10 protein-coding genes are annotated in these 13,885 nt (G+C 66.8%); 5 read left to right on the top strand and 5 right to left on the bottom strand.

The window, feature by feature from the left end; all coding sequences use genetic code 11:
• Positions 1 to 384 precede the first annotated feature (384 nt).
• Both mapR and ccoG read right to left on the bottom strand, forming a co-directional pair.
• Positions 385 to 1,797 carry a GntR family transcriptional regulator MpaR gene (gene mapR, locus EWH21_RS17425; protein WP_037053662.1) on the bottom strand — a complete coding sequence of 471 codons (1,413 nt, stop codon included), beginning with the start codon at positions 1,795 to 1,797 and terminating at the stop codon, positions 385 to 387.
• Between the two features lie 213 nt (positions 1,798 to 2,010).
• A complete protein-coding gene (gene ccoG, locus EWH21_RS17420; RefSeq protein ID WP_150605864.1) occupies positions 2,011 to 3,414 on the bottom strand; it encodes a cytochrome c oxidase accessory protein CcoG in 1,404 nt (467 codons plus the stop codon).
• A gap of 341 nt (positions 3,415 to 3,755) precedes the next feature.
• Here ccoG and EWH21_RS17415 point away from each other — a divergent pair, with 341 nt between their 5' ends.
• From EWH21_RS17415 to EWH21_RS17400, 4 genes are read left to right on the top strand one after another with little or no spacing between them, the layout of a single operon-like run.
• The gene (locus EWH21_RS17415) at positions 3,756 to 5,423 is read left to right on the top strand and encodes a nitrite/sulfite reductase (protein ID WP_277698929.1); all 1,668 of its coding nucleotides are present in this window, start codon (positions 3,756 to 3,758) and stop codon (positions 5,421 to 5,423) included.
• Complete coding sequence (locus EWH21_RS17410; protein ID WP_152489238.1) at positions 5,420 to 5,947, top strand: DUF934 domain-containing protein; 528 nt, start codon at positions 5,420 to 5,422, stop codon at positions 5,945 to 5,947. The genes EWH21_RS17415 and EWH21_RS17410 overlap by 4 nt, the downstream gene beginning before the upstream one ends.
• The gene (locus EWH21_RS17405) at positions 5,944 to 6,297 is read left to right on the top strand and encodes a CidA/LrgA family protein (RefSeq protein ID WP_277698928.1); all 354 of its coding nucleotides are present in this window, start codon (positions 5,944 to 5,946) and stop codon (positions 6,295 to 6,297) included. Before EWH21_RS17410 ends, EWH21_RS17405 begins: the two co-directional genes overlap by 4 nt.
• Positions 6,294 to 6,977, top strand: coding sequence for an LrgB family protein (locus EWH21_RS17400; protein WP_037053672.1), 684 nt, complete (start codon positions 6,294 to 6,296; stop codon positions 6,975 to 6,977). The genes EWH21_RS17405 and EWH21_RS17400 overlap by 4 nt, the downstream gene beginning before the upstream one ends.
• A gap of 201 nt (positions 6,978 to 7,178) precedes the next feature.
• Here the strand turns inward: EWH21_RS17400 and EWH21_RS17395 are convergent, their stop codons facing one another.
• The 3 genes from EWH21_RS17395 to EWH21_RS17385 all read right to left on the bottom strand — a co-directional run bounded on the left by EWH21_RS17395 (position 7,179) and on the right by EWH21_RS17385 (position 11,695).
• Positions 7,179 to 7,904 (bottom strand): serine protease, encoded by a 726-nt coding sequence (locus tag EWH21_RS17395; RefSeq protein WP_037053673.1) that lies wholly within the window; start codon positions 7,902 to 7,904, stop codon positions 7,179 to 7,181.
• A 135-nt stretch (positions 7,905 to 8,039) separates the two neighbouring features.
• The gene (gene plsB, locus EWH21_RS17390) at positions 8,040 to 10,523 is read right to left on the bottom strand and encodes a glycerol-3-phosphate 1-O-acyltransferase PlsB (protein ID WP_277698927.1); all 2,484 of its coding nucleotides are present in this window, start codon (positions 10,521 to 10,523) and stop codon (positions 8,040 to 8,042) included.
• A 329-nt stretch (positions 10,524 to 10,852) separates the two neighbouring features.
• Entirely contained in the window at positions 10,853 to 11,695 is an 843-nt protein-coding gene (locus EWH21_RS17385) for an EamA family transporter (protein WP_037053675.1), read from the bottom strand.
• A gap of 263 nt (positions 11,696 to 11,958) precedes the next feature.
• Between EWH21_RS17385 and EWH21_RS17380 the strand changes: the two genes are divergently transcribed.
• On the top strand, positions 11,959 to 13,863 hold the full coding sequence (locus tag EWH21_RS17380) for a diguanylate cyclase (RefSeq protein ID WP_277698926.1): 1,905 nt from the start codon (positions 11,959 to 11,961) through the stop codon (positions 13,861 to 13,863).
• Positions 13,864 to 13,885 lie beyond the last annotated feature (22 nt).

Raw genomic sequence — 13,885 nt, 5'->3', positions numbered from 1 at the left:
TGACGCGCTTTACCGATCCACCGTGGTTGCCTGCTTGGTGGATGAAAAGAGCGTCATCCACCCTACGGGTACGGATGGGTGGATGGCGAGGTGTAGGGTGGATCGCGCTTCACCGATCCACCGTGGTTGCCTGCTTGGTGGATGAAAAGAGCGTCATCCACCCTACGGGGTACGGATGGGTGGATGGTGAGGCGTAGGGTGGATCGCGCTTTATCGATCCACCGTGGTTGCCTGCTCGGTGGATGAAAAGAGCGTCATCCACCCTACGGGGTACGGATGGGTGGATGGCGAGGCGTAGGGTGGATCGCGCTTCATCGATCCACCGTGGTTGCCTGCTCGGTGGATGAAAAAGGCGTCATCCACCCTACGGGCACGTGCGTGGCGTCAGAGCAGCCCCGCCACCAGGCGTCCGAGCACTTCCATGGCCTGCTCGCTGCGTGCGTTCCAGGCATGGCCGTAGTTGAGTCGTGCGCAGTGGCGGAAGCCCTGGCTGGCGGAGAAGATCGGTCCCGGCGCCAGGCTGATGCCCTGGGCCAGGGCCAGGCGCAGCAGCTGCAGTGAGTCCAGCCGTTCGGGAAACTCGAACCAGAGGAAGTAGCCACCGGCCGGGCGGGTGACTCGTGTGCTGGCGGGAAAGTGCCGGGCGGCCGAGGCGAGCATCGCGCTCTGCTGCATCTCCAGGGCATGGCGCAGCTTGCGCAGGTGGCGGTCGTAGCCGCCGTGCTGCAGGTAGTCGGCCAGCGCCGCCTGGGCTGGCACCGAGGGCGAGATGGTGGTCATCAGCTTGAGCCGGGCGATCTGTTCGGCATAGCGTCCGCCGGCGACCCAGCCGATGCGGTAACCCGGCGCCAGGCTCTTGGAGAAGGAGCTGCAGTGCATCACCAGGCCTTCGCGGTCGAAGCTCTTCACCGGCTTGGGCGGGTGGCTGCCGAAATACAGCTCGGCGTACACATCGTCCTCGATCAGCGGCACCTGATGCTTGACCAGCAGTTCGTACAGCGCCTGCTTCTTGGCTTCGCTCATGCTGGCGCCGAGCGGGTTCTGCAGGCTGCTCATGAACCAGCAGGCCTTGATCGGCAACTGCTCCAGGCTCTGTTCGAGAGCGCTCAGGTCGATGCCCTCGCGCGGGTGCACGGGAATCTCCACGGCCTTGAGCTGCAGCCGTTCCAGCACCTGCAGGCAGGCGTAGAAGGTCGGCGATTCGATGGCCACCAGATCGCCGGGCTGGGTCACGCACTGCAGGCAGAGGTTGAGCGCCTCCATGGCGCCGTTGCCGATCACCAGTTCCTCCATCGGCAGCATCACGCCGCTGACCATGTAGCGCAGGGCGATCTGCCGGCGCAGGTCGGCGTTGCCGGCGGTCATGTCGGCGATGATCTCGTGCGGCGAGAGCATGCGCAGGGCATGCGCCATGCTCTTGGCCAGGCGCGGCAGGGGGAACAGGTCGGGGCTGGGGAAGGCCGAGCCGAAGGGCACGGTGTGCGGGTCCTTCAGCGAGGCCAGCACGGAGAACACCAGCTCGCTGACGTCCACGTCGGTGGTGTGGGCCGCGTGGCTGGTCAGCTCGGGTTCGTGCAGGGGGCGCTTGGCGTGTTCGCGAACGAAGTAGCCGGAGCGCGCCCGCGCCTGGATCAGGCCGCGATCCTCCAGCAGGTAGTAGGCCTGGAACACAGTCGAGGGGCTGACCCCGTAGGTCCGGCTGGCGTGGCGCACCGAGGGTACCTTCTCGCCGGGGCCGAGCACGCCGGTGCGGATCAGTTCGGCGATCTCGTCGGCGAATTTTTCGTAGCGCTTCATCCTGTCCTGGTTCACCGCAGCAAAGGGTATGGGCGAACACTTTACGGGGTGAGCGGCAGACATGGCAGTGCCTCGTGAATCGATGAAGAGGAGTCGCGGATGTGGGCGTGCTGTCGCCACCCGGCGATGGAGCAAGGTGAGGCGTGCCTGCACCCTCTCCCCGTGGGGAGAGAGGGGCGCTCCGGTTGAGCAGACAGCACGCCGTACCAGGCCTCAACGCAGTGGCGCGAGGAAGGTGCTCTGGGTGCTGACGCGACTGTCCGGGTTGGCCTGGTCGCGGACCTCGAACTCCAGGGTGCGTGTGCTGGCAGCGTTTTCGGAGGAGGTAAGTGCCACGTTCAGCGGCAGGTCACGAATTTCCCCCGGCGCCAGGTTCAGCGTGCGCGGGCCGTGCAGTTCGAAGTCGCCGGGTTCGACCAGGGCGATGGCATAGCTGCGCGGTTGCTGGGTCTTGTTGATGATCTTCAGGCTGTAGATGTTCTCGATCTGGCCCAGGGCGTTCTCGCGGAACAGCCCCCGGTCGCGGGTCACGTCCAGGGAGATCAGCGGCCGCTCGTTCAGCGCCCAGACGAAGGCGCCGATCATCACCGCCAGCATCGCCGCGTAGCCGACCAGGCGCGGGCGCAGCCAGTGGGTCTTGCCACCGGCCAGTTCGTGTTCGGAGCTGTAGCGCACCAGGCCACGGGCATAGCCGAGCTTGTCCATCACGCTGTCGCAGGCGTCGATGCAGGCGCCGCAGCCGATGCATTCCAGCTGCAGGCCATCGCGGATGTCGATGCCGGTGGGGCAGACCTGCACGCACATCGTGCAGTCGATGCAATCGCCCAGGCCTTCGGCCTTGTAGTCGGCGTCCTTGCGGCGCGGGCCGCGGTTCTCGCCACGGGCGGCGTCGTAGGAGATGACCAGCGTATCGCTGTCGAACATCACGCTCTGGAAGCGCGAGTAGGGGCACATGTCGCGGCACACCTTCTCGCGCAGCCAGCCGGCGTTGATGTAGGTGGCGGCGGTGAAGAACAGCACCCAGAACGCGGTGGTGGCGCCGACCTGCAGCGTCGCCAGCTCCAGGGTCAGCGTGCGGATCGGCGTGAAGTAGCCGATGAAGGCCAGCGCGGTGACCAGGCTCACCGCCAGCCACAGGGCATGCTTGGCGCCACGGCGTGCCAGCTTCTGCAGCGACCAGGGCGCGGCGTCGAGCTTGATGCGCTGGCCGCGATCGCCCTCGGTGATCTGTTCCACGCGCATGAAGATCCAGGTCCACACGCTCTGCGGGCAGGCGTAGCCGCACCAGACGCGGCCGGCCAGCACGGTGATGAAGAACAGGCCGAAGGCGGCGATGATCAGGATGGCCGAGAGGAGGATGAAGTCCTGCGGCCAGAAGGTCGCGCCGAAGATGTGGAACTGGCGGTTGTCCAGGTCCCAGAGCACGGCCTGGCGGCCATTCCAGTTGATCCAGGCGGTACCGAAGAACAGCAGGAACAGCAGCCCGGCACCGAGCAGGCGCAGGTTGCGGTAGCGCCCGCTGAAACTGCGGGTGTGAATCGGGCCGCCGGCCTGGGCCGGGGTCAGGCGGATGGGTTTGGCGGTGTCGAGGTTCCGCGCGGGAATCAGGTCGGTCATGTGCGTTGCCCTCATCAGGCGTTTATCAGGCTGGCGCCATGATCCGAGCGGGGCTGTTCGCAAAACAGGCTCAGGTTTTCGTTAAAAAAGCAGATCAGATGCACCCGGTCGGCGCCCCGGAAACGCCTTCGGCTGGCTGCAGGTCGCGTCGATCAAGGCGTCCAGCGTTGCGGTCAGGCGCCCAGTGGCGCGCCCCCTGCGACATCGCGCCGCGCTGATCAGAGCCGGTTGCCGGTCGTTCCCCGGTCCGTCTGATCCGGTTTTTTTAGGCTTTTCTGGCGCTGTTTTCGGTGCACGGCCGGCAGGCATAGTCGACACCCCGTGATCAGGAGGCAGCCGGCATGTACCAATACGACGACTACGACCGCGCGCTGGTGCGCGAGCGCGTCGCCCAGTTCCGCGACCAGATTCAGCGGCGCCTGAGTGGCGAACTGAGCGAGGAGGAGTTCCTGCCGCTGCGCCTGCAGAATGGCCTGTACCTGCAGAAGCATGCCTACATGCTGCGCGTGGCGATTCCCTACGGCACCCTGTCGGCACGGCAGATGCGCGCCCTGGCGCATATCGCCCGCGAATACGACCGGGGCTACGGGCACTTCACCACGCGGCAGAACATCCAGTTCAACTGGATCGAGCTGGAGCGCGTGGCGGACATCCTCGACTGGCTGGCCGAGCACGACATGCACGCCATCCAGACCTCCGGCAACTGCGTGCGCAATATCACCACCGAGGCCTTCGCCGGGGTCGCTGCCGACGAGTACCTCGACCCGCGCCCGCTGGCCGAAATCCTGCGCCAGTGGTCGACGGTCAACCCGGAATTCCTGTTCCTGCCGCGCAAGTTCAAGATCGCCCTGTGCGCTGCCGAGGAGGATCGCGCGGCGGTGCAGGTGCATGACATCGGCCTGCAGCTCTACCGCGACGAGGCAGACGAGCTGCGCCTGCGCGTACTGGTCGGCGGTGGCCTGGGGCGTACGCCGATCATCGCCCAGGTGCTGCGCGAGGGCCTGGTCTGGCGCGATCTGCTGTCCTACGTCGAGGCCATCCTGCGCGTGTACAACCGCCATGGCCGGCGCGACAACAAGTACAAGGCGCGCATCAAGATCCTGGTCAAGGCGCTGGGCATCGAGGCGTTCGCCGCCGAGGTGGAGCGCGAATGGCAGATGATCAAGGATGGCCCGGCGCAGCTCACCGACGACGAGTACCAGCGCGTTGCGGCCTCCTTCCGCAAGCCGGCCTACGTGCCGCTGGATGCCATCGATCTCGACTTCGGCACCCACCTGGCACACGACGAGGCCTTCGCCCGCTGGGTCTCGCGCAATGTCATGGCGCATCAGGTTCCCGGCTACGTCAGCGTGCTGCTGTCGACCAAGCCTGGCATCAGCGCACCGCCCGGCGATGTCAGCGCCGAGCAGATGGAGGCGCTGGCCGACTGGAGCGAACGCTACGGTTTCGGCGAGATCCGCGTCGCCCATGAGCAGAACCTGGTGCTGCCCGACGTGCGCAAGGCCGACCTCCACGCGCTGTGGACGCAGGCCCAGGCAGCCGGCCTGGGGACCGCCAACGCCGGCCTGCTCACCGACATCATCGCCTGTCCGGGGGGCGACTTCTGCGCGCTGGCCAACGCCAAGTCGATTCCCGTTGCGCAGGCCATCCAGCAGCGCTTCTACGACCTCGACTACCTGCATGATCTGGGTGAGATCAGCCTGAACATCTCCGGCTGCATGAACGCCTGCGGTCACCACCATATCGGCAACATCGGCATTCTCGGCGTCGACAAGAACGGCAGCGAGTGGTACCAGCTCACCCTCGGCGGCAGCCAGGGCCGGCAGGCGGCGCTGGGCAAGGTGATAGGCCCGTCCTTCGCCGCCGAACAGGTGCCCGAGGTGATCGAGCGCATCGTGCGCACCTACGTGGACTACCGCGAGGTCAACGAAGGCTTTCTCGACACCTTCCAGCGCATCGGCCTGGAGCCCTTCAAGGAGCGCGTGTACAGCCGGGAGGTGGCGGCATGAACAACCTGATCCGTCTGGTCGAGGGCCAGGCCCGTATCGTCGATGACGATCCCTGGCAGCTGCACGACGGCGACGACGCCCCGTCGGCGCCGCTGATCCTGCCGCTGGCGGCCTGGCGCGCACGGCAGCCTGCGGCGGTGCTGGAGGGCAGGGCGATGAGCGCCGATGGCCTGTTGCTGCAGGTGGATGACGAGCCGGAAGCGCTGCAGCCGTTGCTCGCCAGCCTGACGCTGATCGCCATCGACTTTCCCAGCTTCCGCGATGGCCGTGGCTACAGCCAGGCCTACCTGTTGCGCACGCGCCTGGGCTGGCGTGGGGAGCTGCGGGCCGTGGGCGACGTGCTGCGCGATCAGTTGGCGCACATGCGCCAGTGTGGCTTCGATGCCTTCGCCGTGCGTGCCGACAAGTCGCTGGCCGATGCACTCAAGGGCCTCGACGGGCTCAGTGTGTTGTATGGTCGCTCGGTCATTGAACCGCGCCCGCTGTTCCGTCGCGGGCGCCATAAGGAGGAATCGAGATCATGATGGTGCGTGGCCTGTTCTGGCTGGTCCTGCTGCAACTGTTTGGCGTGGCCCTCAACCACTGGCTGTTGCCGATGCTGCCGGCGTCCATCATCGGCCTGCTGCTGCTCTCGGTCTGGTTGATGTGGCGCGGCGCCGTGCCCGAGCCCCTGCAACAGGCCGCCGGCGGCCTGCTGCCCTACCTGCCGCTGCTGCTCGCGGTACCGGCCTCGGGGATCATGACCAGCACTGACCTGCTGCTCGGCGAGCTGCCGGTGATCGCCACCGCGCTGCTGCTGTCGCTGCTGGTCACGGTGCCATTCTGCGGCTGGTTGCTGCAGACGCTGATTCGCCGCCAGGAGCGCAAGGGATGACGCTGCTGACTCACCACCCGCTGTTTGCCATCGCCCTGACGCTCGCCGCTTTCCTGATCGCTGCCTGGCTGTATCGCCGCAGTGGCTGGCTGGTGTTGCAGCCGGTACTGGTCTCGGTGACGCTGATCGTCACCACCCTGCTGCTCTGCGGGGTGGACTACGCGACCTACCGCGCCGGTGCGGAGCCGGTGGCCTGGCTGCTCGGTCCGGCCACCGTGGCGCTGGCGGTCCCCCTGCAACACAACATCAAGCGTATTCGCCAGCTGTTCTGGCCGATCATGATCACCCTGTTCGCCGGGGGCGTGCTCTCGGTCAGCCTGACCCTGGCCATCGGCTGGGCCCTGGGCGCCGACTGGAGCGTGGTGATGAGCCTGGCGCCGAAGTCGGTGACCATGCCGATCGCCATGCCGGTGGCCGAGCAGATCGGCGGGGTCGCGTCGCTGGCCGCGGTCATGGTGATGCTCACCGGGGTGATCGGCACGGCGCTGGGGCCGTTGCTGTTGCGCTGGGCCGGTGTCGATCATCCGGCGGCGCGCGGCCTGAGCTATGGCATCAACGCCCACGCCATCGGCACCGCCCATGCGTTGCAGGAGGGCGAGGAGTGCGGCGCGTTCGCCGCCCTGGGCATGAGCCTGCTGGGTATCGGCACCGCGTTGCTCCTGCCGCTGCTGCTGGCCTGAGGCCGCCGCGCTGCGGCGAAGCGCTCGCGGCTGAAGCCGCTCCTACGGCTCTGTACGAAAAGTCGTCGAGCGAAGGTCAGGCCAGGCCGATGGCGGCCCCACGAAATCGCTCGAGGAAGCGCAGTTTACGTGCTGTAAATGAGCATTCTGAGAGCGATTTCAACGCAGCATCACCGAGCCCAGGCACTTTTCGTACAAAGCCTACGGGGCGGGTGATTCGGTCAGCGTCAACAGGATATCGGCATACCAGGTGCAGTTGAGGCCCAGGGCTTCGTCCTGGTCCTCGTCGCGGTTGCCGAGCAGGCGCGTGGAGTGGATGCCGAGCAGGCGCCAGGGCAGTTCGCTGTCCAGCTCGGCGCGCTTGACCACCGGTGCGCCGCTGATGCCGCGATGGGTGCGGCCATCGGTGAGGAAGTAGCCGAGCCCCTGAAAGCGCAGGCCGAACGAGGAAGCCAGGCCGGCATGCCGGGCGACCGGCATGCGGTGCAGGCTGTCCTGGAAGCCGAGCGGGAAGCCCACCACCAGCAGCGTCGAGCCGATTTCGACATCTTCGTCAGGCTGCAGCAGGTGTTGCGGGGTGAAGGCGTGATAGGCGCCGTCATGGGGAAGGGCTGCCTGATCCAGTTCGATCACCGCCACATCGATCTCGCCGGCGCTGTCCATGCCTTGCCGCCACAGATGCTGCTCGCCGTCATACAACGGGATGGAGAAACTGACGGTGCTGGCCAGGTTGCTGGCGTCGGTATGCAGTTCGATCTGCAGGCTGTCGGGTTGATGGCCACTGGGTTCGTCGAGCACGACGTGGCGGCTGGTGACGAGAAACAGCCGCTGCTCGCGGCGGAAGAAGAAACCACTGGCGTTGGTCAGTATCTGCCCAGCCGCCAGGGTGGTGATGCGTGCAGCACTCAACATCAGGGAGTCGATCATGGCCGGGCCTCCTGCCGGTGTGTGGCTTGACGACTGACTGCCAGACGCCTGACAGGTTCGCTTTGGTTCACGCCTGGCGTATCGAGCCATGCGGGTGGATGGGGAAAACGACATCCACCCGGTGCGGCAGCGGCGTCAGACGCTGGCCGGCTCGTCCTCGTTGCGGTCCAGCGCCACCTGGCGGATCGACAGGCGAATCTCGGCCGGCAGCACGCGCTTGGCGGCGCCTTCGGCCAGTTCGCTGAGCAGCGGGTGGTGGCTGAGCTTGCCGGCTTCGTCCTGGCGCAGCACGCCCTGATCCAGCAGGCTCTGGATGAAGTGGCGGAACAGGCTCTTGTCGAAGAACTCCGGCGCATTCAGGCCGTGCAGGATCGACAGGCGCTGGGCCATCACCGTGCACAGGTCCTCCAGTTCCTCGGCGCTGATCGCGTTCTGCCCGGCATTGAGCAGCAGGGCGATGGCCATGTAGAAGCGTTGCAGGGTCTGCGCCACCGAGCGCGACAGCAGCGTCAGCAGGACGAACTGGCGGGAGCTGGGTGCCGGACGCACGTAGACGTCGCCCTCGACCTTGAGCAGGCCCTGCTCGACGAACGCGGCCAGCCATTGGTCGACCACGCCTTCCAGCTCGCTCTGCTCCCAGCGGATGAACAGTTCGGACTGCAGGTAGGGGTAGAGTGCGCCGGTGAAGCGCAGGATCTGCTCGCGGCTGATGCGTGCGCTGCTCTGGAAGAAGCTCGCCAGCAGTGCCGGCAGGGCGAAGATGTGCAGCACATTGTTGCGGTAGTAGGTCATCAGGACGGCGTTCTGCTCGTCCAGGTAGAGAATCTTGCCCAGGGCATCCTTCTGCTCGGCCAGCAGGTCCATGCCCTTGGCGTGCTCGATCAGCGCCGCGCCGTCGCCTTCCGGCAGGGTGGTGTGGGGCGAGTAGGGCACGGCACGTAGCAGCGCCAGGTACAGGTCGAGCACGCGCGCCAGGGCGCGGTCGTCCAGCGCCAGCTTGCTGGTGGAGAGCAGTGCCAGGGCGACGAGGTTGACCGGGTTGATCGCCGCCGCCTCGTTGAGGTGGCGCGCCACGTGTTCGCCCAGGCGGTTGGTGGTTTCGTTGAGCCAGCTCGGCCGGTATTGCGGGCCCAGCTCCTGCTGGCGCCAGCCGGGTTGCTGCTGGTCGAGGAATTCGCCGAGCTTGATCGGCTCGCCGAAGTTGACCGACACCTGGCCGAAACGCTGCTTGAGCGCGCCGAGCACCTTGAACAGGTCGAAGATCGATTCCTTCTTCTTGCTCGCGCCGCGCAGCTCGCCCAGGTAGGTGCGGCCTTCGAGCACGCGCTCGTAGCCGATGTACACCGGCACGAAGACGATGGGCAGGCGATGCGAACGGAGGAAGCTGCGCAGGGTGATGGCCAGCATGCCGGTCTTCGGTCGCAGCATGCGTCCGGTACGCGAACGGCCGCCCTCGACGAAGTACTCCACCGGGAAGCCCTTGCTGAACAGGGTGTGCAGGTACTCGTTGAACACTGCGGTGTACAGCGGGTTGCCCTTGAAGGTGCGGCGCATGAAGAAGGCGCCGCCACGGCGCAGCAGGCCACCGATCACCGGCATGTTGAGGTTGATGCCGGCTGCGATGTGCGGCGGCGTCAGGCCGTTGCGGAACAGCAGGTAGGAGAGCAGCAGGTAGTCGATGTGGCTGCGGTGGCAGGGCACGTAGATCACCTCGTGGCCCTGGGCGATGTCACGCACGCCCTCGATGTTGTGCACCTTGATGCCGTCGTAGATCTTGTTCCAGAACCAGGACAGCACCAGCTCGAGGAAGCGGATCACCGTATAGGTGTAGTCCGAGGCGATCTCGTTGCCGTAGCGCAGCGCCTGGGCTTCGGCCTTTTCCAGGCTGATCTTCTCGCGCTCGGCCTCGTCGACGATGGCCTGGCGCACCAGCGGGTCGTGGACCAGGCCCTTGACCAGGTTGCGCCGGTGCGACACGTCCGGGCCGATCACGGCGGCCTTCTGGTTGCGGAAGTGCACGCGCAGGATGCGGTGCACCATGCGCAGGGTGCGCTCCTGGCCCTTGTCCTGCTCGACCAGTTCGCGCAGGTGGATCGGCGTGGAGAACTGCACGCGGGTCTTGCGCCCGAGGATCAGGATGCTGACCAGGCGGCGCAGGCGGCCGGTAACGGCCCAGCTGTCGGCAAACAGCAGTTTCCAGGCGCTGGTCTCGCGATCCGGCGACTGCCCCCAGAACACGCTGACCGGGACGATCTGCGCGTCATCCACGGCATGCCGGCCGAGGGCGCTGACGACGCGATCCAGGGTGGGCGAAATCCCGCGTTTGTCCTGGCGGCCGAACCAGTCCGGTTCCGGCGTCAGGTAGAAGAACGCCGCCGGCTCGACATGTTCCCCGACGGCCACCGGCAGCACCGGGCGCGGCAGGCCGGCCTTGGTGCACTCGCGGTCGACCACGGCCAGGTCGCTCACCGAGGGCTGCTGCAGCACGTAGAACACCGGCTTGCTGCGATCGAGCTTGAGGGTGAAGGCGGACTGGTTGATGGTTTCCGAGCGTACCCAGAGGTACAGCAGGCGGCGCAGCGCGCTGAAGGCCATGCGGCGGAAGGGAGAACGGGTCATACGGACTCTTGAGCAGATAAACGAGCGGATGCTCGGGAAGGGCGCTAGTGTGCCGCAAGCCTGCCTGGCGGGCAAAAAACTTCCGGGACCAGCCGCTGGCGCCGCAGCCTGACGGGGTTGCCACGGTCGACAGGGCTGGCACCACGTGGGTGTCCGTGCAGTCAGCCTGGCCAGCATGCCGCCGGCACATGACGGAAAAACGGTCGACGTTTCGGCCCCCGTTGTTCAACAGAACCACAAAGGCGGCTTCGGGTTCCTGAGCGGAATGCCGGGTCAGCCTCTGCAGCGTGCCGCGCGAGGGGTATCGGCCATGTCGGTCCTCGAATCGGCTACGCCAGCTTCATCAGCACCACGCCGAGCGCGATCACCCCGCACGCCAGCAGCCGGATCGGTCGCATGGGTTCCTTGAGCAACAGCACCCCGAGCAGCACGGCAAACACCACGCTGGTTTCGCGCAGCGCCGACACCAGGGCCACCGGTGCCTGGGTCATGGCCCAGATGACGATGGTGTAGGCCGCCATCGACATCGCCCCGCCGGCCAGCCCGCCGCGCCAGTGCGGGCCCAGCTGGAGAAAGGCGCGCGGCCCGCGGCTGACGGCGAGCACCGCCGCCATCACCGCGCCGTTGACGCTGAACAGCCACAGCGAATAACTCAGCGCATCGCCGTTTGCGCGGGCGCCCATGGCATCGCTGAGGGTGTAGCCGGCGATGAACAGGGCCGTCATCAGGGCGCAGAACAGCATCGCCCGCTGCGGGGCCTGGTGGTGGCCGCCGCGCAGCGCCATCAACCAGATGCCGATCACCAGCACCAGCAGGCCCAGCAGCTGCTGGGTGCCGAGCCCGTCATGCAACAGCAGCAGCGAGAGCAGGGCGACCATCAGCGGCGAGCTGCCACGCGCGATGGGGTAGACCTGGCCCAGGTCGCCGTACTGGTAGGCGCGGGCCAGGAAGAAGTTGTAGCCGATGTGCAGCACGGCCGACAGCGCGATCCAGGGCCAGGCTGCGGCCTGCGGTACGGCGACCAGCGGCAGTGCGCAGAGCGCCACCAGGCCGGCGCCGACCTGGATCAGGGTGGCGGTCAGGAAGCGGTCGAGACCGATCTTGAGCAGGGCGTTCCAGCCGGCATGCAGGGCAGCGGCGGCGATGACGGCGAGAAAGACCGTGGTGTCCAAGACGGGCCTCGAGGGTAGCGATTGTCGAAGAAAATCAGCAGGATCGGCGCCGATGTCGCTCGGCTTGCCATGATGGGTCAAGCAGGGGGGGCAGTCTGCCGCATGCCGCATTATCGGGCAAAATCCGTTGCAGACTGATGGCAGCACAGTGGCGCGGCAGTGCCTATGATTCAACGCAAGGCGCTGGATCAAGCCCCGTGACGCTGAACGATAGCGGGTTTCAGGGGCGTGCTCCTCGCCCAACGACTAGCAGGATACAGCCCGTGGATGCCCTGGAGAACAAGGCGATGACCCCGCCCAGACAGCCGAGTGACGCACCTGAACGCGTCGCCAGAGGCCCTCGAACCGCAACGCCCCTGAACCTGCTGGTCGTACTGGCGAGCGTTTTCATTCTGGTTGTCTGGCTGATCACCCTGCAGCGCATCGCCTTCGAGCGTGAGCAGGCACTGGCGGCGGAAATGAAGGCCAATGCCAGTCTGGCCATCGCCTTCGAGCAGCAGGTGTCCCGCGCGCTGAAGGCGGCCGAGCAGGTGGCGGCGTTCGTGCGCGAGCAGTACCGCCTGCAGGGCAGGGCGATCGACCTGCGGCGCTGGGTCGAGGAGGGAGTGATCCGCGAGGAGATGTTCACCATCATCAGCGTGGTGGACGAGCATGGCGACATCGTCAGCAGCAGCCGGAGCACCGGCCCGGTCAACTACGCCGATCGCGAATTCTTCACTGCGCAACGCGATGCGCGCATCGACCACCTGTTCATCAGCCAGCCGGTCTTCGGGCGTGTGTCCAAGCGCTGGCTGATCCCCATGTCGCTGCGTATCGAGCACGCGGACGGCCGTTTCGCCGGGGTGGTGGTGATGGCCATCAGTCCGCAGGACGTCACGCAGTTTTTTCAACAGGTCGACCTGGGCGCGCAGGGGCTGCTCGAACTCGGCGGTCTGGATGGCGTGGTGCGCGCGCGCAAGATCGGCGCACGCAGCGAGTTCGGCCTGAGCGGCGAGGCGCTGGCCTGGTTTCAGCGGCAGAAACAGCGCCGCACCGATGACTTCTACGACAGCGGCCAGGGGCTCGATGGCGTCGCCCGTATCGTCAGCTACCGCAGCATGGCCGACTATCCGCTGATGGTCACCGTGGCCACGGCCTACGACGAGGAAATGGCCACGACCCTGCAGCGCCGCACCACCTATCTGCTGGCGGCCGTCGGTGTCTCCCTGGTGGTGATGCTGTTCGTCGGCGTGCTGGCGCTGATGCTGGTCCGCCAGCGCGCGGCGACCGATGCCCTGCAAGGCAGCGAAGCGCTGTTTCGCGCGACCTTCCACCAGGCGGCCATGGGCATTGCCCATATCAGCCCCGAAGGCCGGATCCTGCGTGTCAACGAGACCTTCTCGCGCATGCTCGGACGCCCGCCCGAGCGCTTGCAGGGCGGCAACATCTTCGACCTGAGCGACCCCGAGGTGGCCAGCGCCGCCCGGACTTTCCTGCGCGAGCAGCTGGCCAGCGACGGCGGCGCGCTTTCCCCGGAGATCGAGAAGACCTACCGGCGCGAGGATGGCTCGCTGCTCTGGGTGTGCGAGGCCGTGAGCGTCGTGCGCAAGCGCCAGGGCCACCCGGCGTTCCTGGTGCTGGTCGCGCAGGACGTCACCGAGCGCAAGCGCCTGGAGGCACGTCTGTCCCACGAGGCGCAGCACGATGCGCTGACCGGCCTGGCCAACCGGGTCCGCTTCCGCCAGCGGCTCGACCAGGCGCTCGACGCGGTGCGCGATCAGGAGCAGCTGTGCGCCGTGCTGTATATCGACCTGGACGGCTTCAAGGCGATCAACGACCGCCACGGCCATACGGCAGGCGACTGCCTGTTGCAGATGGCCGCCAGGCGCCTGGAAGGCTGTGTGCGCAGCAGCGATATGGTCGCGCGCTTCGGCGGTGACGAATTCGGCATCCTGCTCGCCAGCCTGCACAGCCGCCAGGATTGCGCGGCGGTGGCGCTCAAGGTGCTGGATGTCCTGGCGCAGCCGTTCGACCTGGACGGCCATCCGGCACGCATATCGGCGAGCGTGGGTGCCGCCCTGTATCCGCTGCAGGCCGACAATGGCGCGGACCTGCTGAAACAGGCGGACCAGGCCATGTACGTGGCCAAGCACGCCGGCAAGAACCGCTTTCACTGCGCGCCGGAGTAGGGCGCTACTGTCCGGACGTCGA

The sequence above is a fragment of the Pseudomonas sp. REST10 genome (genome assembly GCF_029542605.1).
Taxonomy (GTDB): domain Bacteria; phylum Pseudomonadota; class Gammaproteobacteria; order Pseudomonadales; family Pseudomonadaceae; genus Aquipseudomonas; species Aquipseudomonas khazarica.
Note: the sequence above shows the minus strand (reverse complement) of the source record. Positions and strands in the feature narration are given on the sequence as shown.

Coding starts and splice junctions, on each gene's coding strand:
- mapR (WP_037053662.1), bottom strand. CDS start 1,797: ATGAAGCGCTACGAAAAATTCGCCGACGAGATCGCCGAACTGATCCGC.
- ccoG (WP_150605864.1), bottom strand. CDS start 3,414: ATGACCGACCTGATTCCCGCGCGGAACCTCGACACCGCCAAACCCATC.
- EWH21_RS17415 (WP_277698929.1), top strand. CDS start 3,756: ATGTACCAATACGACGACTACGACCGCGCGCTGGTGCGCGAGCGCGTC.
- EWH21_RS17410 (WP_152489238.1), top strand. CDS start 5,420: ATGAACAACCTGATCCGTCTGGTCGAGGGCCAGGCCCGTATCGTCGAT.
- EWH21_RS17405 (WP_277698928.1), top strand. CDS start 5,944: ATGATGGTGCGTGGCCTGTTCTGGCTGGTCCTGCTGCAACTGTTTGGC.
- EWH21_RS17400 (WP_037053672.1), top strand. CDS start 6,294: ATGACGCTGCTGACTCACCACCCGCTGTTTGCCATCGCCCTGACGCTC.
- EWH21_RS17395 (WP_037053673.1), bottom strand. CDS start 7,904: ATGATCGACTCCCTGATGTTGAGTGCTGCACGCATCACCACCCTGGCG.
- plsB (WP_277698927.1), bottom strand. CDS start 10,523: ATGACCCGTTCTCCCTTCCGCCGCATGGCCTTCAGCGCGCTGCGCCGC.